General features: G+C 28.6%; 21 protein-coding genes. 1 reads left to right on the forward strand and 20 read right to left on the reverse strand.

Translation table 11 applies throughout. The annotated features are described in order from the left end of the window. Positions 1-205 precede the first annotated feature (205 nt). The 12 genes from KGF42_RS00005 to KGF42_RS20370 all read right to left on the reverse strand — a co-directional run bounded on the left by KGF42_RS00005 (position 206) and on the right by KGF42_RS20370 (position 10,655). Positions 206-1,159, reverse strand: a complete 954-nt coding sequence (locus tag KGF42_RS00005; RefSeq protein ID WP_227825478.1) for a cell wall-binding protein Cwp25 — start codon at positions 1,157-1,159, stop codon at positions 206-208. A gap of 101 nt (positions 1,160-1,260) precedes the next feature. Beyond that, the gene (locus KGF42_RS00010; RefSeq protein WP_227825479.1) at positions 1,261-2,496 is read right to left on the reverse strand and encodes a glycosyltransferase family 4 protein; all 1,236 of its coding nucleotides are present in this window, start codon (positions 2,494-2,496) and stop codon (positions 1,261-1,263) included. Between the two features lie 43 nt (positions 2,497-2,539). Beyond that, positions 2,540-3,394, reverse strand: coding sequence for a hypothetical protein (locus tag KGF42_RS00015; RefSeq protein ID WP_227821522.1), 855 nt, complete (start codon positions 3,392-3,394; stop codon positions 2,540-2,542). A gap of 127 nt (positions 3,395-3,521) precedes the next feature. Beyond that, positions 3,522-4,697: a phosphoribosylaminoimidazolecarboxamide formyltransferase gene (locus KGF42_RS00020; protein ID WP_227821523.1), complete on the reverse strand. Its 1,176-nt coding sequence runs from the start codon at positions 4,695-4,697 to the stop codon at positions 3,522-3,524. 98 nt (positions 4,698-4,795) lie between these two features. Beyond that, a complete protein-coding gene (locus tag KGF42_RS00025; RefSeq protein ID WP_054272804.1) occupies positions 4,796-5,680 on the reverse strand; it encodes a fumarylacetoacetate hydrolase family protein in 885 nt (294 codons plus the stop codon). 144 nt (positions 5,681-5,824) lie between these two features. Then, positions 5,825-6,607, reverse strand: coding sequence for a sulfite exporter TauE/SafE family protein (locus KGF42_RS00030; RefSeq protein WP_227825480.1), 783 nt, complete (start codon positions 6,605-6,607; stop codon positions 5,825-5,827). A 92-nt stretch (positions 6,608-6,699) separates the two neighbouring features. Next, on the reverse strand, positions 6,700-7,821 hold the full coding sequence (locus tag KGF42_RS00035) for a radical SAM/SPASM domain-containing protein (protein WP_227825481.1): 1,122 nt from the start codon (positions 7,819-7,821) through the stop codon (positions 6,700-6,702). A 63-nt stretch (positions 7,822-7,884) separates the two neighbouring features. Beyond that, positions 7,885-9,249: a sulfatase gene (locus KGF42_RS00040; RefSeq protein WP_227825482.1), complete on the reverse strand. Its 1,365-nt coding sequence runs from the start codon at positions 9,247-9,249 to the stop codon at positions 7,885-7,887. A 29-nt stretch (positions 9,250-9,278) separates the two neighbouring features. After that, positions 9,279-9,833, reverse strand: a complete 555-nt coding sequence (locus tag KGF42_RS20355) for an alpha-glucosidase C-terminal domain-containing protein (RefSeq protein WP_413926972.1) — start codon at positions 9,831-9,833, stop codon at positions 9,279-9,281. Between the two features lie 10 nt (positions 9,834-9,843). Further along, positions 9,844-10,368, reverse strand: a complete 525-nt coding sequence (locus KGF42_RS20360; protein WP_413926973.1) for an alpha-amylase family glycosyl hydrolase — start codon at positions 10,366-10,368, stop codon at positions 9,844-9,846. Beyond that, the gene (locus tag KGF42_RS20365; protein WP_413926974.1) at positions 10,361-10,606 is read right to left on the reverse strand and encodes an alpha-amylase family glycosyl hydrolase; all 246 of its coding nucleotides are present in this window, start codon (positions 10,604-10,606) and stop codon (positions 10,361-10,363) included. Before KGF42_RS20365 ends, KGF42_RS20360 begins: the two co-directional genes overlap by 8 nt. Further along, positions 10,578-10,655: an alpha-amylase family glycosyl hydrolase gene (locus KGF42_RS20370; RefSeq protein ID WP_413926978.1), complete on the reverse strand. Its 78-nt coding sequence runs from the start codon at positions 10,653-10,655 to the stop codon at positions 10,578-10,580. Before KGF42_RS20370 ends, KGF42_RS20365 begins: the two co-directional genes overlap by 29 nt. 397 nt (positions 10,656-11,052) lie before the next feature. Here KGF42_RS20370 and treB point away from each other — a divergent pair, with 397 nt between their 5' ends. Further along, positions 11,053-12,492: a PTS trehalose transporter subunit IIBC gene (treB, locus tag KGF42_RS00050; RefSeq protein WP_227821537.1), complete on the forward strand. Its 1,440-nt coding sequence runs from the start codon at positions 11,053-11,055 to the stop codon at positions 12,490-12,492. Between the two features lie 91 nt (positions 12,493-12,583). On the opposite strand, the gene treR is transcribed toward treB, so the two are convergent. The 8 genes from treR to KGF42_RS00090 all read right to left on the reverse strand — a co-directional run bounded on the left by treR (position 12,584) and on the right by KGF42_RS00090 (position 19,964). Then, positions 12,584-13,297: a trehalose operon repressor gene (treR, locus tag KGF42_RS00055; RefSeq protein WP_107594407.1), complete on the reverse strand. Its 714-nt coding sequence runs from the start codon at positions 13,295-13,297 to the stop codon at positions 12,584-12,586. Positions 13,298-13,512: 215 nt separating this feature from the next. Next, positions 13,513-14,703, reverse strand: coding sequence for an MFS transporter (locus tag KGF42_RS00060; RefSeq protein ID WP_227821538.1), 1,191 nt, complete (start codon positions 14,701-14,703; stop codon positions 13,513-13,515). A 1,101-nt stretch (positions 14,704-15,804) separates the two neighbouring features. Beyond that, a complete protein-coding gene (locus KGF42_RS00065) occupies positions 15,805-16,491 on the reverse strand; it encodes a CPBP family intramembrane glutamic endopeptidase (protein ID WP_227825483.1) in 687 nt (228 codons plus the stop codon). Positions 16,492-16,518: 27 nt separating this feature from the next. After that, positions 16,519-16,830: a helix-turn-helix domain-containing protein gene (locus KGF42_RS00070; protein WP_054272796.1), complete on the reverse strand. Its 312-nt coding sequence runs from the start codon at positions 16,828-16,830 to the stop codon at positions 16,519-16,521. Positions 16,831-17,018: 188 nt separating this feature from the next. Further along, positions 17,019-17,540, reverse strand: a complete 522-nt coding sequence (locus KGF42_RS00075) for a nitroreductase family protein (protein ID WP_227821540.1) — start codon at positions 17,538-17,540, stop codon at positions 17,019-17,021. Positions 17,541-17,636: 96 nt separating this feature from the next. Continuing rightward, complete coding sequence (locus KGF42_RS00080) at positions 17,637-18,131, reverse strand: GNAT family N-acetyltransferase (protein ID WP_227821541.1); 495 nt, start codon at positions 18,129-18,131, stop codon at positions 17,637-17,639. Between the two features lie 33 nt (positions 18,132-18,164). Then, positions 18,165-18,614 (reverse strand): MarR family transcriptional regulator, encoded by a 450-nt coding sequence (locus KGF42_RS00085; protein ID WP_227825484.1) that lies wholly within the window; start codon positions 18,612-18,614, stop codon positions 18,165-18,167. Between the two features lie 354 nt (positions 18,615-18,968). Then, complete coding sequence (locus tag KGF42_RS00090; protein ID WP_227821543.1) at positions 18,969-19,964, reverse strand: isocitrate/isopropylmalate dehydrogenase family protein; 996 nt, start codon at positions 19,962-19,964, stop codon at positions 18,969-18,971. Positions 19,965-19,982 lie beyond the last annotated feature (18 nt).

Here is a 19,982-nt window from a genome sequence, read left to right on the forward strand (position 1 = left end):
TTAAGTTCTTTGCTATATTTTTTGTGTTTTTTAGACATAGAAAAACCCCCTTAGAGTATACACTTTTTAGACCTATTATAATGGCCTTTTATTTAAATGTCTACTATAAGGGGATTATACTAATTTTTAGACAGCCTCTTCTCATACATTTTATACCATGATAAAATGAATAATCTACTAATCTTCAATGTATATATTCACTTTACTAATGACACTCTATCACGTTTACAGCATCCAAACACTGCTCTATAATATTCTTATCACTTATACCTATTGCTGTTACTTTACTAGCTCCATTTAATATACTCTTATCACTTTTATTTGAAACTAAAGCTACAGGAACATTTTTTACAAGTGGTGATGCAACTAAAGCATAAACTAAATCATCTCCACTTGTTACATAGAACTCTTTTGCTCCATTATAGAACTTTTCAATAACATTTTTATTAGTTTGATATCTATCAGCACCACCAATTCTAGTTGCTCTATATCTACTCACTATGTAATTACTTAATGTAGACTCTCCTCCAATAGCATATACTGGAACAGGAGAAACTCCAAACCATGGGTCTAAATCCGTATCTTCTTCTGCTGAGGCTATGTCTTTTGTCAATATAATAGGAGCTCCATCTCTATACGCAACAGATGCAACACTCACTGCATCAGCTTCATCTTTAAATCCATTTACTAAAAACATTTTATCACTGCTTTTAATTTTTTCTATTTCAGCTGCAATTTTATAACTTGTATCTACTCTATCTACTCCATCAATTCTTATAACTTGCATTCTTCTCATAAGCAACATTTTTTCTACGTCTTTACTTATAGAATTTTCTCCACCTATTACATATATCTTAGTAACCCTATTAAGTCTTTGAAGTGTTGCTTCTGGTATATCATCCTTATTAGTTAATAAAATAGCTGCGTTGTTTACTCCTGCAAGACCACTAGCAGCAATACCATCTACCATTGTAGAATCAGAGTTGATAAGAACTGCTGTTGTAAAATCTTGCTTGTCTGAAATAAGCCCAGCTGTCTCATATTTATCTACCCCTTGAATATTTTCAATCTTATCTAGTGCGTTTATTGATGTTGGAAAACTAATACTTAACAATAGTGCTGAAATACCTAATGCTAATATCTTTTTACTAAGCCTCATGATTACCTCCCTAAAAACACAAATATATTTATTACTAGTATAATATAAAATCACTTAAAAATAGTATAAAAATAGTTACACTTTTTATATTTTAAATAATTCTAAATTAAACATAATTCATCGATTAAAATAACTTCATTCATTCTATATGCTAGCCCATCCCACGTTTTTTTTGACATATCTATAGACATCTTCTTATTTGATTTATTCAGTAAAGATTGTATTTTAGAATCTATTGAATTATACAAATTGTTTTCAAAAACATATAACTCTTCATCTTTTGGAATACCTTCTTTCTCCATAAAAGGTAGAGGAACATACTCTATCTTTCCAGAATCATTAATCTCACTACCAATCCATTCTTTAACACCAAGAATATCAGTACTAATTACATCTGTACCACAAGATAAAGCTTCTAAAACCACAACTGGTAATCCCTCATATAATGATGGTAACACAAATATTTGTGACCTGTTGAATAATTCAGCTAATTCTCTCTGTTCTAATTTACCTAGAAAATTCATCTTAAATGGAGATTTACTTGCTAGTTTGAATATCTCATTATATGATTCAATATCACTTCCAGTACCTGCAAAATTGACTTCTATTAAATCTTTACGATACTTTAATTTAGATATCGCTTTTATAAATGGAATAAGTCCCTTTGATTTGCATATCTTACCTGCAAATACTATTTTTATTTTATCATCTTTTACTTTGTAATTTTTATTATAAAAAATATCATCATTATAACCACTACCAATTACAACTACTTTATTTTCACTGACTCCAAAAGTCTTTATAATATCATATTTTTGATTTTCATGAAGGGCAAATATTAAATCCAACTTTCTTATATTTGATATTATGTATTCTTTCTCTAAATCAATAGTATTTAATTGTCTTAAACAAGTTCCATGACATATAGACATGACCTTTATATCTTTTACAATCTCTCTAACAAATGCAGTTAAAAGATATAAATGATGACATATTATAAGTTCTGGTTTAAAGTCATTCATAGCCTTATCTATATTTACTTTAAATTGATGTTTTAATCTATTTATCATGTCTATATTTAAATCTTTATATCTTGTACTTTCATATGGCATAGAATCACTCATGCCTACAACAGGAAAATTTAACTCTCCATAATTATACTTTACTGGATAAAAACTTACATCACTTGGAAAACAATTTACATCATCATTCACATCTATTCCTGCAATTACAGCTTGCTTATGACCTATCTTTTCAAACCCTTTTATCATGCCAGACAAGTATATACCACTACCTGTACTATTTGGTTTTTGTGTTATTATATGAAGAATTTTCACTTTTCGCTTACCTCCCTTCTAAAATTAAATAGTTTTATAAAGTCTAATCATTATATATATCTAAATATAAACAAGATGAATCATCTTTTACTTTAAATCTTGGTACTTTAATTGCTTTATAGTCATTATCTTCAAAATCTCTTACTTTGTTGTGTATATATCCTATACCAAATTTTTCTGCTATACGTATCAATTCTTCCTCTTTTATTAGATTATATCTATCGCATGCACTTGTAAAACCATCGCTCGTTAGCATCAATTGAAAATCTTTTTTTATTTCAATGTATCCATATATAGAATTTTCCACAGCTTCCTCATCAAAATCCAATATCCAATATCCATCTTTCGTATTTTTCTTCAACCTATTGCTTACTATTGTATCCATAACACTAGCTCTAATCTCATCAAATGTCATTTCTTCTAAGTTAGAAAGTTTGCTCATTTCATCAAATACAATATCATCAAATTTACAAATACTTCTATCTTTTATAACTTTAGAATCTCCATTTTTAATAAACAAAGCACAATCTCCTAATAAAAAATACTCTACTTTATTTTCATGAAATTTTACAACAGCTATAGAACTCGATGGTAAATCTAACTTTTTAACCTTAATCCCATTTAATCTTAATTCATACTCTTTTTTTACTTCTATTATTCCAGTATTAATAATACTCTTTAATGATTCTTCTTTATTTATATTTTTATATAGATACCTACTCCACCACTGAACATACCACCTTGCATCACTTTCATTTGATACTAAATTTTTTCCATTAAGTCCTGTAGCACCATCTAAAACCCATGCGCCAAATGGATTTATACCGACTACATCTTCATTGAATTTAGCTGTCCCTTGATTACATAATAGGCTATAGTTTCTTATATTTAAAGCCATATCAACCTCCAAATTGAATATCTAAAAATAAAGTTCTATTTAAAATTATACAGCAAATAAAAAAATCTACAACAAAACTTGTTGTAGATTTTTATTTAATCTATAATGTCTTTATATTTTCCATATTTTAATGATAGAATAATCTATTTTTAGTAAACGCCATAACTATATTGTACTTATTACAAGTCAATATAACATTGTCATCACGAATAGAACCACCTGGTTGTGCTATAAAGCTTACTCCACTTCTTTTTGCACGTTCTATATTATCTCCAAACGGGAAAAATGCATCTGAACCAAGTGCTACTCCTGTTAAAGTTTTAAGCCATTCCCTTTTTCCTTCTCCAGTTAAAGGCTCTGGTTTTTCTTCAAATAAGTTTTGCCATATACCATCAGCAAGTACATTCATATAATCATCAGAAAGGTATACATCAATAGTATTATCTCTATCTGGACGACCTATGTCTTTTTTAAATTTTAGGTTTAATACTTTAGGATGTTGACGAAGATACCAAATATCAGCTTTATTACCTGCAAGTCTAGTACAATGAATACGTGATTGTTGACCTGCACCTACTCCTATTACTTGTCCATCTTTAGCATAACAAACTGAATTTGATTGTGTGTATTTTAATGTAATAAGGGCTATAATTAAATCACGCTTTGCATTATCTGTAAAAATTTTATTATCAGTTGGAATGTCTTTTAATATGTCTTCATTTATTAATATTTCATTTCTACCTTGTTCAAAAGTAATTCCATAAACATCCTTTGTTTCAATAGGTTCAGGAGTATAATTTTCATCTATTTTTACAATATTATAGTTTCCGTTACGCTTTCCTTTTAATATTTCAAGAGCTTCATCTGTATATCCTGGAGCTATTATACCATCAGAAACTTCTCTTGCTATAATAGTTGCAGTCTCTTTGTCACATACATCTGAAAGTGCTATAAAGTCACCATAAGAAGACATTCTATCTACTCCTCTTGCCATTGCATAAGCACAAGCTAATGGAGAAAGCTCTAAATCATCAACAAAATATATTTGCTTTAAAGTATCTGATAAAGGTACTCCTACTGCTGCTCCTGCTGGACTTACATGTTTAAATGAAGTTGCTGCTGGAAGACCTGTAGCTTCTTTTAATTCTTTTACAAGTTGCCAACTATTAAATGCGTCTAAAAAATTTATATATCCAGGTTTCCCATTTAATACTTCTATAGGAAGTTCTCCATTTTTTATATAAATCTTTGATGGTTTTTGGTTTGGATTACAGCCATACTTTAATTCTAGTTCTTTTGCCATATACTCATCCCTCTCTATAATAAATTAATCATAAGTTTGATTAATCCTATATTAATTAAATTATTCGTACTAATAAAATTATATGGTATATTTATCCATTAATCAACTATATTTTTTAAAACTCCTATTCCTTCGACTTTACATTCAACTATATCGCCATGTTTTAAATATACTTGAGGATTCATTCCCATAGCAACACCTGCTGGAGTTCCAGTTGAAATTATATCTCCTGGCTTTAGAGTCATCCCTCTTGATAAATCACTTATTACAGTAGGTATATCAAATATAAAGTATTCTGTATTAGAATTCTGTCTTACTTCTCCATTTACCACACTACTTATATCTAATTTTAAAGGATGTTCAAATTCTTCTTTATGTACTATGCAAGGTCCCATAGATGTATGTGTATCTAAGCTTTTTCCTCTAAACCATTGAACATGTTTATCTTGAAGTGCTCTTTCACTTATATCATTCACTATTGTATATCCAAATATATATTCATTAGCATCCTCTTTTGATATGTTTATACCTTCCTTACCTATAATTACTGCAAGTTCTGATTCATAATCCAACTTCTCTACCAAATCTCCATGTAAACTTATCTTATCATCTACTCCGATTATTTTGTCTGCTCTCTTAGAAAAATAAATTGGATAATCTGGCATAACTACATTTTTTATAACTCCATCTGGGATTTCATTGACATGGTCTTTATAGTTTAGACCTAAACATATAATATCTTTTTTAGGTCTTACAATTGGGGAACATAATTTAACTTCTTCTAACTTATAACACTTTGCATTTTCAAATGAATTGTTTTTTATTTTTTCTAAATCTCCTGTAGATACATTTTCAATAAAATCATTCATATCTGTATATAATTTACTTAATCCCAAACTATTAATTTCATATATACTATTTGTTTCTGAGTTAAATACACCTATATTTTCTTCATTGCCAGTACAGAAAGTTACAAATTTCATTTTTATTCCTCCATTCAATAAGTTGATTAATAATATTTTATTTTTATTAGTTTATATAAATTGTAATAGTTGACTTTTAAACATATTAAATCTCCTCATTCCAATAATTTAAATTAACTTCTAGTGTTATCTACATTATACACTTTAATTCATAAAATAGATTACCTGAAATATACTATATATATTTATTCCAGTAATAATTATAGTCATATACGAGAACATATATTTAACTCTTTTATCATCCATATTTTTGCTAATAGATGAACCTATAATTCCTCCCAGCACTGCTCCTATTATCATAAAAGGTAATCCAGATAAATCATATATACCAAACCTTGTATTTATGAAAACTGTAACTAACTTTGAAATATTAGAAAATAAAATAGTTATAATAGAATTAAATGCAGCTTCTTTAGCTGATAATCCAAATAATATTGTAAATACAGCTACATTTATAGGGCCTCCACCTATTCCTAAAAAGGAAGATATAACCCCTAAAAAAATTCCAACAATAAAATATGTAATGTTAGTATTAAACCTAACATTTAAACTTTTATCTCTATATAAATATACCTCTACTAACAAAATAATCATTATAATATTTTGAGTTATTTTTATTAGAGAAGGATTATTTACATATGAAATAGATAAATCTAATAACCTTTGACCTATAGTCCCTCCTAATACTGACGCTCCAGCAATTAAAATAAGTCTAAAGTTTATTTTAAAAAGTTTTGATTTAATTTGCCTATATACAGAAACAATTGCCATCAATAACACAGTAAATGATGATAATATACTTATTGTCGAAATGTCAAATACCCCAATCAAATCTAGTACTGGCTTTATTATTACACCTCCACCAATACCTGTTATAGCTCCTATAGTTGTTGCAAGTATGGCTATTGAAAATAAAATTACATTCATTTAAAATCATCCTAACTAAATTTACTCTACTTAAAATCCTTTGATTATACATAATTTTTAATCACTTTAATTTAGGATTGTAAGTACAAAAACTATTTGTGTATTTGACACTTATATATTAACTCTGATATTTTTTCTAAGTCATTAAAAGTAGACATTAGAAAATCTTTATATCCACAGTAGTCGTTACTAGAATCAATATACATAGAACTTTTCATTCTTTTACATCCACCACCACATATTCTATAAAAATTACAATTTAAACAAATATTTTCTTTATTTATATCTTTATGTAAAAATTCTTGCATTGTAGATTTTCTTAAAATATCCAATAAAGTATTATCTTTTATATTACCTAAATTAAAGTTATCTAGTACATAAAAATCACATGGATATACACTTCCATCAGCCTCTATTACAAATTGTGGTTGGCATTTTCCGATTATCCCACAGGTGCTTGGAATTCCTGTAATTAAAATGGATATAAGGTTATCGAACAAATTAATACTTATATAATTACCTTTATTAAACTCATTTTTCCAAAACTTAAATATTATTTTATAAAAGTATGCAAAATATTTAGGTTCTAAAGAGTACTCTGACTTAGTTTCACAGTTTAAGTCATCTAAACAAGGGATAAATTGTATATATTTTACCTCGTTTACTTTTATAAAATTAAAAACCTCTTTGGGATTAAGCGCAATCTGATTTGTCAAAACACATAGTATGTTAAAGTCTATTTTATATGTTTCCAGTAGTTTTTTTGTATTTATTACATCTATATAACTTCCCTTATTATCTGAATATACACGATTTTTATCATGTAAATCTTCTAGTAAATCTAATGATAATCCTACTAAAAAATTATTTTTCTTTAAAAACTCACACCATTGATTATCAATAAGCGTTCCATTCGTTTGAATAGAGTAATTTACTGTTATATTTTTTTTCATTTTACTAACATACTCAATAAAATATTGGAAAAATTTTAATCCTGTTAAAGTTGGCTCTCCACCTTGAAAAGCAAATGTAACTATATCTCCATTATTCAAAATTTCAAATGTATTATTTACTATGTTTTTTACAGTATCTTCCTGCATAACACCATAGGATTTTACTCCTCTTAAATCACTCACATTTGCATAAAAACAATATCTACATCTCAAATTACATAACGATGAAACGGGTTTAATTAAAACTGATATACTTTTCATTATAAAAAACCTTCTTTATTATATATTTTTACTTGTTTAATGTTTTTACTTGTTTAATATTTTCTACTTATCAGATAATAGTCTATAATATTCATCTCTTCCTGGATAAGCTCTACCCTCTTCTATTTCTGTTTTCCATCTATTTGAACCTGTCCCTTTTACAGGACCTTTTAAAAGTGGGTCATGCGTTTCTAACATCCAATTATCAACTTTCTTTCTCAATTCATTTGCTATATCTTGATAATCTGAATCATTTATTAGATTATTTTCTTCTAGTGGGTCTTTTCTTAAATCGTAAAGTTCTTCTTTCTCATTAGGAACATAGAATTTATCTCTTACAGCTTTACCAGATAAGCTTAAATGTGAATCAACTGTAATATATATTTTAGGTCCATCTTCAAAGTTTCTAACATAGCTATATTCATTAGTTCTTATACCTCTCATTGGTCTATACTGGTCATGCCATGTCATTTCTGTAAAAAATGAATCTCTTCCTATATCTTCACTTGTCTTTAATAACTTAACAAAACTTTCTCCATCTATATTTTTAGGGATTTCAGCTTCAATTAAATCTAGTATGGTCGGAAGTAAATCAATATTACATAATAATGCTTCTTTTTTCACGTTTTTTTGAGAGGATTCAGGTAATACAATTATAAGAGCTGTCTCTAATCCTGCTTCTTTTAACATTCCTTTAGCTCCTGGAAAAGCAACACCATGGTCTGTTGTAAAGATAACAATTGTATTTTTATCTAATCCTGTTTCTTCTAATTTATTATATATTTTGCCTATTGCATCATCCAATACTTTTGCTGAACCATTGTATAGAGCTATATCTCTCCTTACATCCTCTGTATCAGGTAAAAACTTAAATACCTCTACTTCATCTAGTCCATCTGCATATGGTTCATATTCATCAAAATCTCTATGAGTCTCAAAAAATCCAACATTTAAATAAAATGGTTTTTCTTGATTTTTTTTATATGTTTCCAAAAATTTAATCACTTCTTCAGCAACTCTCGGAGCTCTATCACCTGGAACTGATATAAAGTTATCATATCCTAAGTCATAAGTTGAAGAAAATACTCTATCTTCTATTGGTGGAGCTTCATTTATAGTTTCATGACTTAATCCTATTAATGTTGTCTCATATCCATTTTTTTGTAACTCCATAGGAAGTGTTGTATGTTTAGCATCTATACAAAAACCTAGATGTGCAAGTCCAATTAATCCATTATTATGAGGATACAATCCAGTTAAGATACTACCTCTACTAGGGCTACATTGAGGTGCAACACAAAAATAGTTATCAAATTGAATTCCTTTTTTAGCTAGTTTATTTACATAAGGAGTTTCTACATTATATCCATAGCTATTAAATTTTCTTCCACTATCATGAGAAATCATAAGTAAAATATTTGGTTTCATTAATATTACCTCTTTCTATTATTGTCTATTTATTTACTGTAAAATGATACTGTTTCATAAGGTTTTAATCTTAACTTAGGTTCTAAATCTCTCTTTGTATAATTTCCTATTAAATATGTAAATGGTTTTTGTAAAAATTCTTCACTAATATCTACTTCAACTTCATAATCATAGAAATTATTAAATACTATTAACTGTTCATTTTCTAAGCTTCTTAAATAAGCATAAACCTTATCATTATCTAACAAAATCCCTTTGTAACTACCTTCAGATATAATGTCCAATTCTTTTCTTAAAGATATTAGACTTTTATAGAAGTTAAAAATTGACCCTTCTTTAAGCTCCCTTTCAACATTTATCTCTTTATAATTTTCAGCTATTTTAATCCATGGTATCCCATTTGTAAATCCAGCATTTAACTTACTTGACCATTGCATAGGCGTACGACTATTATCCCTAGACTTAAATTTTACAATATTCATTATTTCTTCTTTCTCAACTTCATTTCTCAACAGCTCATTGTATGCGTTATGAGTTTCAACATCCAAATAGTCATTGATTTCTTCAAAGCTTGGATTTATCATACCGATTTCTTCACCTTGATATATATGGTGTTCCTCTTAGTAAATGTATTGTTGCAGCTAACATTTTTGATGCTTCTACCCTATATTCTTCCTTGCAAAATCGACTAATTGCTCTTGGTTGGTCATGATTATTCCAAAATAAGGCACTCCATCCGCCACCTTTTTCGATTTGTTCTTGCCATTCATTTAAAATCTTTTTTAACAGTATAAAATCAAAGGGTCTGTTACTCCACTTTTCTCCATTTTCATAATCTACTTTTAAATGATGAAAATTAAATGTCATTGAAAGCTCTTTTTCTTTAGGATTGGAATATAATATACAATTTTTAATAGTTGTTGAAGACATTTCTCCAACAGTCGTTATACTTTCAAGCTTTCCAAAAGTTTCTTTGTTCATTTCTTTGATAAACTCATGAACAATAGGCTTGTCTGTATACATTTCTTTGCCTACATTATTTGTAGAATCCTTCAAATCTTCGTCTTTACCAATTACGTTTATTACATCAAACCTAAACCCTTTAACCCCTTTATCCAACCAAAAAATTTATAACTTTATATAGTTCTTTTCTGACTTCAGGATTACGCCAATTTAGGTCAGCTTGTGTAATATCATATAAGTGTAAGTAATATTTATCTGTATCTCCAAACTTAGCCCAAGCACTTCCCCCAAATTTAGATTTCCAATTTGTTGGTGGTCTATTATCTTTTTTTCCATCTCTGATAAAATAGAAATCTTGATATTTTTTATATATAATCAGCAATATCATATCCATTATCTTTTTGTGGTAACACAAAAAATGGGTTAATCCAAATTATATCCACCCCTAATTTATATAAATAAGGTAATTTATCTATAATTCCTTTTAAATCTCCTATTCCATCATCATTAGAATCATTAAATGACTTTGGATATATCTGATAAATAGCTTTTTTTTGAAATCCATGTATAAAACTTCCTTTCTTTTTGTCTAGACAAATTTTATATATTTATGATAAACCTTTTCGTTATCAAAATCAATATTTAATCTAAATAAAAAATATAATCTCAATCTTTTTTTATTAATCACATAGTATTCCTGTTTTTCCAAAGCTATACAATATATTTTATGACAATCAATATAAAAAACAACTAGGATAACGTTGACATAGGAAATTGTCTATGGTATATTAATTTCAAGATTTGTCTATACAACATTACATTTTAGGGGGAGGTAATTTTATGAGTATACAAAAAGAAAATGCGCACCATAAAGAACAGGTTGAACAAATTCTTGAAGCAATTGGTGGAATAGACAATATAATATCTGCAACACACTGTATTACTAGATTAAGATTTGCTCTACATTCAGAAAATAAAGTTAATGTAAAACAGTTAGAGCAAATAAATATAGTAAAGGGAAGTTTTACTTCAAATGGTCAATTTCAAGTTATTATAGGTCCAGGACTTGTAAACAAAGTTTATTCTATATTGTTAGAAATTACTGGACTCAAAGAAGCGACAAAGGCTGAGGTTAAGGAGATTTCTACTAAAAAATTAAACCCACTTCAAAGAGCTATAAAGGTGCTAGCAGATATATTTATTCCTATACTACCTGCTATAGTTGCCTCTGGTTTATTAATGGGTATAAACAATCTACTTGCAAATCCAGGAATTTTCTATGAACAACCTTTTTTAGAGGTTCATAGCAACTGGGCTGGCATATCTAATATGATTAATCTTATTGCAAATACTTCATTTGCATTCTTACCAGCACTAATAGGTTGGTCAGCTGTCAAAAAGTTTGGAGGAAATCCTGTACTTGGTATTGTATTAGGTCTTATTTTAATTAATCCAGATTTAATGCCTGGTGCACAATACTCTAAAACACCTGAAGCTGTTACTTATTGGAATATATTTGGGTTTAATATTGCTAAAATAGGTTATCAAGGCCAAGTAATTCCTGTTCTATGTTCTTCTTATCTTTTAGCAACAATCGAAAAGTTTCTGACTAAAAAAATCCCTGAGATGGTTCAACTTATTTTTGTTGCTCCTCTTACATTATTAATAACAGGTTTTCTAACTTTTTCTGTTATAGGACCTGTAACAATGTCATTTGCTAACTTAATCACAAATGGAATCCTTGGATTATTTGAAATTAATGCAATACTTGCAGGTGCATTGTTTGGATTTATATTATCTCCATTAGTTATAACAGGAATGCATCACTTATTCTTAGGTATAAACTTACAAATGATAGGTACTTTAGGATTTGCAACATTATGGCCAATACAAGTTATGGCTAGTCTTGGGCAAGGTGCAGCAGCTTTAACTATGTTTTTCATATTAAAAAACAAGAAAATCAAAGGAGTTGCATTAACAGCTGCAATTTCAGCTTGGCTAGGTATTACTGAACCAGCAATATTTGGTATAAACTTACGTTATCGTTTTCCTTTTATGGCCTCTATGATAGGTGCAGGTATCGCTGGAGGAGTTGTATCTTACTTTAATGTTAAAGCGGGTTCTATAGGAATATCCGGTATTCCAGCATTCTTATCTATATTTACAGAACAATGGGGTGTTTATTTCTTGGCAATGGGTCTTTCTATAACGATTACTTGTATACTTACATACCTATTCTCAAAGAGTAAATATTTTAATAAAGAATTTATAGAAAATTAAAGAAACACATAAATCAACTGTACTGCACTCCAATTTTTGAACCAAAAATCTAACGATTGGAATGCAGTACATTAGACGCTCTTTTTTAGTACTAAAGATTTCTTCGTCTTGCAAAATCCACAAATCTAAATGTGTCAACTCTATGTCTGGATTCATGATACTGAAATAACCTTGTATCTTCTAAATATACTTCACTTCTTATCACTACAACATGTGTATCTGTTCTAATATCTAGCAACAGCTTATCCTCTTCTGTAACAGGATTTACTGTTACCTCTCTATTTGCATAACCTATTTTTAATTCTAGATTTTTCTCTATATAATTAAATATTGAACTTTGAACTGCCCTTAATGGTATTTCTGGTATTATTTCAAATATAAAATAATCTTTATCTAAAATAACAGCTTCTCCATTAATTTTTCTAAGTCTTTCAACTGATATGACCTTAGTTTTTGTATCTATATCTAACTTCTTACAAATTTCTAAAGGCATAATCTCTTTTTTATTTTTGAGTACATTTATTTCCGTATCTAAGTTTTTATTTCTTTGTAACTCGTCGAAACTAATTAGCCCTGCTCCTTCTATCTCAAACTTATTTATATCTAAAACAATAGCACCTTTACCCTGTTTTTTTTGTATAAAGCCCTTCTCTAATAAAAGAGCCTGTGCTTTTCTAATAGTTTCTCTTGATACTTGATATTTTTGAGCAAGCTTTACTTCCGTTGGCAGAAGTTCTCCTATTTCATACACATTATTTCTTATGTCTTTTTCTAAATCTAAATATATTTCATAAAATTTTTTCAAGTAAATCACTCTCATTCATAATTAATATTCATACTTATCCCATTTTATATAAATATCATATTATAGACTAAACTGTCAAATATTATTAAATTTAAAAAAATCACTTCAACAATATAATTAATTATTTACTATGCAATACCTCCAAACAGCTAACAATTATTGTTGGTCTCCATACAACAAATGAAGAAGAGTACCTAACAGAGATTTAGATACCTCTATTGAATATTCTTAAATGATTTTGCTTTTTTGAATGTCCATATTCCCAGTAATAACAAAGCAATACTAGGTAATATAAATGGGAAATCCAAGTTAATACTACTTAATGGTGCGAATATCATCATCCCTAATGGCGTTGCTAATGTGCTAAATAAATCAACATAAGAAAACATTCTCCCTATATAAGTAGGGTCACTATATTCTTGTACCATGGTAATAATTGGTGTGTAATACAATGGACTTCCAATCCCCATAATGAGCATAAATAATGCGAATAACCAAATTGAGTTTGCATAAATTAGTAACCCCATTGATAACCCAAAAATACAAATGGAATAGCCCACGAGTTTCATATGTGAAATGGTTATTTTTTTATACCCTAAATAAAGACTTCCTAGCAAGGCTCCAATTGAAAATGCCATTTCGACACACGTCAAAACCCAGACATCATCATCCAAGCGAGTAGAAGCTAATAATGGTGTTAATTGTGACGCTGGAACAACAAGGATATTGAATAGTGTATAAAGGCTTATGATAGTTCTAAGTTTAGTTGATTTTGTTAAGTATTGAACCCCTTGTTTAAGCTCTAACCATCCATTTTCAGAAGAGTGTCTTTCTTTGTTTTTGATTGGGATAATTAGTAGCAGTAAAATACCAATAACAGCAGTGATAACATCTATCATTAAAACAACGCTAAGAGAGAAAAAACTCAATGCAATACCAGCAAATGCAGGTGAAATAAGTTGAATAATACTCCAAGTGGTTGTTGAGTAACTATTTGCCCTCATTAATTCTTCTTGTGGAATAAATGAGGGCAAGATGCTTTTTGTTGCTGGCATTTGGATACCACTTCCAATAGAACGCAGACTATTAAAAACATATATCCATAGAATAGAGTTGTTTCCACTTGCATAAATAACAGCTAAACACAATGTAGAAAGAGCAATGAAGCTATCAGAAAGCATAATAATCTTCTTCAAAGGGAAGCGGTCAGCAATTACTCCACCCACAAGCATAATAAGTGCCTGTGGTAGAAAAGTCGTAATTGTAATACCCGTAATTGCTATACCTGAATTTGTTTGTAGAGTTACATACCAGATTAGCGATAAAGAGACAATAGAAGACCCTAGCATGGAAACAGTTTGACTAGTCATAAAAATAAGTAACTTTCTTTGCCAACTTAATTTCATAAATACCTCCCAGTAATTCTTTTTAAATTTTCTTTTATTTGTATTTCATCAAAAATATTTGTATAAGTAGCTATAGAAGATTGTATAGATTTCTCGACAGATAATTATTCCACTATTTATTCCAGCCCCAAGTCCAACATCAATAATTTAATCTGCTGAAAGCCATGAATTAAATTTGAACACATGAAACAAGCTTTGGAATACCAATTGGTAAACTCGCATAATCCATAAAAAATTCTTTTGGCTCAGTAATAACACTCTGTTTCAAAAAATTAATTTCTTGCATATAAATCATCTCCTGTCATAATCATGTTAGGTCATGACACAGTGTTAGGTGCAAGAGGAAATTTTAAAATAAAACACATATAATAAAAGAACCAATAACAAAGTCTTTATTCCTTGTTATTGGCTGCTACTTTTTTAAAGAGGTACATAGTCGATGAATTATTCTATAATCTTCCAAATTGTCTTGTTTTTCCAAGATCAATTCATATTGTGAAATTTGTGTTGTTTTTATTTGCTGTTATAAATATTCCACACCAACAATTGCCGTAGTTTGATTATATTCTTGCAGATAGATTGGCTTCACTAGCTTTACAATCTGATGTCCTATACTGAATGTAATCGTTGATGTATCGTTTAGAAGCTTGTAAGAATTAATATTCTGTTGACTCAAAGCCCTGACTTTGTTTCCATAATATTCAAAGCGTAGTTTGACATTTGATAGTAGTTTGACATTTGATAATGGTTTATCAGTATCTTCATTAATCTTCTGGACTTTCACATTTCCTAATTTGATGATGTTGACTTTAAAGCTCGTTTGTTTAGAGCTTTCTAAGTGAAATTCCAACATAGCTTGCTCATTTAATTTTTTATAAGCAATCTAAGCACCTACTTCATTTTATGGAACTTTATGATAAGTAACATTTCCATTATTGGAGTTAGCACTTGGTGTAATCGTAATAATGTTACCCTCTTGTTTTAAATTGGCGTTTGTTAAGTTGGATTTTAACATCATATTGATTAATCAAAAAAAGACGCTCATTTTTTATGAACGCCTTCCTGTAAACTATCAGCTATATATACAAATATTTTTATTATCTACCTAATAAATATAGCAAATAAGCTCCTCAATAGTATACAAAGCCCTACATCTCTAAACCTTGATTTAACTAATCCAAGCACAATACCAAAAACAGTACCTATCATAACTTTTGAAATAATAACTTCAAAGGTGTAGCTTGAATTGTTATACAATATTATGTAATTTCTTATAACATCTATATATCCTATATTATAAATTCCAGACAATATAGATGTTATACAGATAATTTTACTCTTTGACTTTATAAAATTACTTAGATAGTTCCATATATATTCTCTAAAAAATAACTCTTCAAATATTGGAACTATCAATACAGACAAAGTCATCATAGTTACATTAAAAAATATATATCCCTTAGTGCAATAAGTTGCAATTATTGCTAAAGATAAAACCACTATAAAAAGTATCAGCTTACATTTTTCAATAAGTATATTGTTTTTATGTTCTTCAAAAGCCTCTGTGATTTTTCTATTTCTCACCTTGTTATACAAAGAATTATCTTTTAAAAATAAAATTAATGATAAGCCAACTAATGTAAAAGAAATTAAGTTTATAATATTAAAATTTTCAAGAGTAAATTCAAATTGACTTAGAAGTACATAATTCAAAATCATCCTTAATATTTGAACTATAAACATCAATAAAATAGAATCTATTATACATTTTTTATAACTATACTTCATCCCAATTTAAATCACCCCATGTATATGCTAATCGTAAAGTCCATTTAATACTCTACTTACAGTTGCTTTGCTCCAATTTGTTTGATTTGAAATTTCTTTATAACTTAAGCCATCTCTTCTTAAACTCTTTATATTATTTATATCATCATCAGTAATTTGTTTTTCTTTTGGCTTAAGGCTATTTTTATAGCTTCTTAGTCTATCCAATTCTGATTTCAAACTATCTACCTCAAACTGTTTTTTTTGAAGTTTACTCTCATAAGAATCTCTCATCTCATTAAACTCTTTAATGTAGTTTACTTTCCAGTCCTCATCCATTTTTGTTTTAAATATACCCATATTTTAACCTCCTTAAATTTTGTTACTCAAGTTATGTATCGATTATAAACATTAATTTCTATATTTATCTTTAAAATCCTTGTACATAACCCCTAGATAAGTTAGTAAAATTCAGATATATTTTTACAATTTTAAGTATATATTAACAATATCAAAAAATATAATGTCTTAATACAACATATTATATATTAAAAGCTATTAAAGTGAACCTTTTCATAGTCCAAATCAGAGTCACAGTATGCTCTCTTCTCTTCATCAGGATATCCTATAGAAATTATACACTCCACACTGTACTTATCAGGTATTTTTAACTCATCTCTAACATATTTATCAGCTTCTATATTATCATCATGTATCCTATTTCTTACTTGTATCCAACAAGAACCTAATCCTAGTTCATGAGCTTGAAGTTGTATATATGAAGCAGCTATACTTGCATCCTCTACCCAAACATCATTTTTTTCCTTATCTGCAATAATTACAATAGCTAAAGGTGCATTTTTTAAGAAAAATCCACCACCTTTAACTCTACATTGAGATAAATTAATTAACTTTTCTTTGTCATCTACCACTATAAATTCCCATGTTCTAAGCCCCTTTGATGATGGAGCTAAAAGAGCAGCTTTTAATATTTTATCTAATTTTTCTTTTTCTACTTCAATATCCTTGTATTTTCTAATACTTCTTCTTTTCTTTAGAAATTCAATCATCTAAATCATCCCTTTCATAATAGTATACACTAGGTTATATTATGCTCTTACTAATACTGAAAATCTATTATTTACCCCTTGTATTATAAATGCTTTTTATAATATTTTATCATAACAGTAGAAAGATTTCTCCTTTCCTAAAAAACTCATTTCTCCAATTTTGATAAAACCGCACTTTGTAAGTAGTGAATTCATTTTTGAATTTATTGAATATGTGTCGCTCTTTAAGTAGTATACACTGTTTTCTCCAGCTAATTTTTCAGCAAAATCAACTAATTTAGATGCTATTCCTTTCTTTCTAAAATTTGGATTTACAGCCATTCTATGTATTACTATTGCTTTTATATTAGATGACCAATTTAAGCCTAAATATTCTTCTGGCTCTTCATAATTAAGACATATAAACCCTGCTACTTCTCCATCCACTTCATAAATATATAAATCTTGTTTCTTAATATCTGAAACAAAGTCTTTTTCTAATGGGTAATTTTCATCCCATTGTGTATTATTATAAGTCTTCATTTCTTCCACTGTAGATTTTATAATTTTCATAATGCTTTCTAAATCATTCATGTTCGCTTTTCTAATCATAAAAATATCTCCTTAAGTTAATGTATTTATTTACTATCTCTTTACTTTAAACCATTCATTTTCTACGTTTTTGCTCATTTTTTCTAATAATTTAGTTGCCACTTGTTTTTCTTCATCTGTAAAGTTCTCAAAACATATCTCTATACTTCTATTCTCTTCTTCAATTATCAACTCATAAACTTCCAAAGATTTATCAGTTGGAGTTAAATTATATCCTCTTTTATCAAACTTATCCTGCTTTTTATCTACATATCCTGCCTTTATTAATTTTTGTATAGCCTTGGTTGTTGTAGCCTTGTCTACCTTTAACATATTTGATAATTCCACAAGATTTATACCAGGGTTTTCACAGATTCTTGTCAAAAATGTAAATTGTCCTTTTTGTAACTTTAATTCCTTGTACTTAATATCATTTATTGAATTTACTACTCTAGATAAAGTACCTACTTCTCTTAATATATTACTATATAAAGTCTTAATCAAACACACCTCCACCGAACCTCCCACAACTAAAGTCACAGGTTTTCTGCTTCATAGAATTTCGCATAATCAATATATTCATTTTTAGTTGAAAGTTCAACTTTATTTGAATTTTACCATATATTGGTTGAAAGTTCAATTAAAAACAATAAATTTATTTAATCTTTCTTTGTCTATTAATCAATTAATTTTAAAATTAAAATGGGTCTCTCAAAATGAACTTTTTCGTTTATGAGGAACTCTCTTTTGTATAAAATAAATACATTTTTATCATTTCAACAATGAAAAAAGGCTTCTCTCTATTTTGAGACAGCCTCTTTCTTTTAATCTATATTCTACTTTTTCCATAAATAAAATCTATATAATGTATTTACACACTTCATCCGCAAACTCTGTAGTTGAAGCTGAACCACCTAAATCTACAGTCAATTTACTTCCTTCAAGAAACACTTTTTCTAAAGCTGTTTCTATTTTTTGTGCATTTTCATATTCACCTAAATATCTAAGCATCATTACTGATGATTGAATGAGTGCTGTTGGGTTAGCTTTATTTTGACCAGCTATTTGTGGAGCACTTCCATGGACAGCTTCAAATATCGCACAGTCTTTACCAATATTTGCACTTGGAATTATACCTAGACCTCCAACAAGCCCAGCACCTAAATCAGATAGTATATCTCCATAAAGATTTGGCATTACCATTACATCGTAATTTTCTGGATTTAAAACTAAGTTCATAGCTGCTGCATCCACAATCAAATCATCATACTCTACACCATGTTTTGATGCTACTTCTCTAAATACATCTAAAAACAATCCATCAGACATTTTCATTATATTTGCCTTATGTATAGCTGTAACTTTTTTTCTCTTATTGTCTTTAACATAGTTACATGCGAAATCGACAATTCTCTCACTTGCACCTCTTGTTATTATCTTTATACTTTCAGCTGCATAATCACCTATTTTATGCTCTATTCCAGCATATAAATCTTCTGTATTTTCTCTTACTACTACTAAATCAACATCTTCATATCTTGATTTTATACCTTTAAAACTTTTAATAGGTCTCAAATTAACATATAAATCTAATGCCTGTCTTAGAGTTACATTTACACTTCTAAATCCTTTACCTACAGGAGTAGTAATTGGACCTTTTATAGCTATTTTATTCTTCTTTATACTATCTATAATATATTCAGGAAGTGGAGTACCATACTCTTCAATAACTGCCTCTCCTGCATTAACTTCTTCCCATTCTATTTTTACCCCAGTAGCTTCTACTACTTTTTTCATAGCTTTCGCAACTTCTGGTCCTATTCCATCGCCTGGTATAAGTGTCACTTTATACATTCAATATTCCCTCTTTTC

The sequence above is a fragment of the Clostridioides sp. ZZV15-6383 genome (genome assembly GCF_020657735.1).
Classification (GTDB): domain Bacteria; phylum Bacillota; class Clostridia; order Peptostreptococcales; family Peptostreptococcaceae; genus Clostridioides; species Clostridioides difficile_D.

Bases quoted from the DNA above. Each gene is read 5' to 3' on its own strand.
- KGF42_RS00005 (WP_227825478.1), bottom strand. From the start codon at position 1,159: ATGAGGCTTAGTAAAAAGATATTAGCATTAGGTATTTCAGCACTATTG.
- KGF42_RS00015 (WP_227821522.1), bottom strand. From the start codon at position 3,394: ATGGCTTTAAATATAAGAAACTATAGCCTATTATGTAATCAAGGGACA.
- KGF42_RS00020 (WP_227821523.1), bottom strand. From the start codon at position 4,697: ATGGCAAAAGAACTAGAATTAAAGTATGGCTGTAATCCAAACCAAAAA.
- KGF42_RS00025 (WP_054272804.1), bottom strand. From the start codon at position 5,680: ATGAAATTTGTAACTTTCTGTACTGGCAATGAAGAAAATATAGGTGTA.
- KGF42_RS00030 (WP_227825480.1), bottom strand. From the start codon at position 6,607: ATGAATGTAATTTTATTTTCAATAGCCATACTTGCAACAACTATAGGA.
- KGF42_RS00035 (WP_227825481.1), bottom strand. From the start codon at position 7,821: ATGAAAAGTATATCAGTTTTAATTAAACCCGTTTCATCGTTATGTAAT.
- KGF42_RS00040 (WP_227825482.1), bottom strand. From the start codon at position 9,249: ATGAAACCAAATATTTTACTTATGATTTCTCATGATAGTGGAAGAAAA.
- KGF42_RS20355 (WP_413926972.1), bottom strand. From the start codon at position 9,833: ATGATAAATCCAAGCTTTGAAGAAATCAATGACTATTTGGATGTTGAA.
- KGF42_RS20365 (WP_413926974.1), bottom strand. From the start codon at position 10,606: ATGGATATGATATTGCTGATTATATATAAAAAATATCAAGATTTCTAT.
- treB (WP_227821537.1), top strand. From the start codon at position 11,053: ATGAGTATACAAAAAGAAAATGCGCACCATAAAGAACAGGTTGAACAA.
- KGF42_RS00060 (WP_227821538.1), bottom strand. From the start codon at position 14,703: ATGAAATTAAGTTGGCAAAGAAAGTTACTTATTTTTATGACTAGTCAA.
- KGF42_RS00065 (WP_227825483.1), bottom strand. From the start codon at position 16,491: ATGAAGTATAGTTATAAAAAATGTATAATAGATTCTATTTTATTGATG.
- KGF42_RS00070 (WP_054272796.1), bottom strand. From the start codon at position 16,830: ATGGGTATATTTAAAACAAAAATGGATGAGGACTGGAAAGTAAACTAC.
- KGF42_RS00075 (WP_227821540.1), bottom strand. From the start codon at position 17,540: ATGATTGAATTTCTAAAGAAAAGAAGAAGTATTAGAAAATACAAGGAT.
- KGF42_RS00080 (WP_227821541.1), bottom strand. From the start codon at position 18,131: ATGATTAGAAAAGCGAACATGAATGATTTAGAAAGCATTATGAAAATT.
- KGF42_RS00090 (WP_227821543.1), bottom strand. From the start codon at position 19,964: ATGTATAAAGTGACACTTATACCAGGCGATGGAATAGGACCAGAAGTT.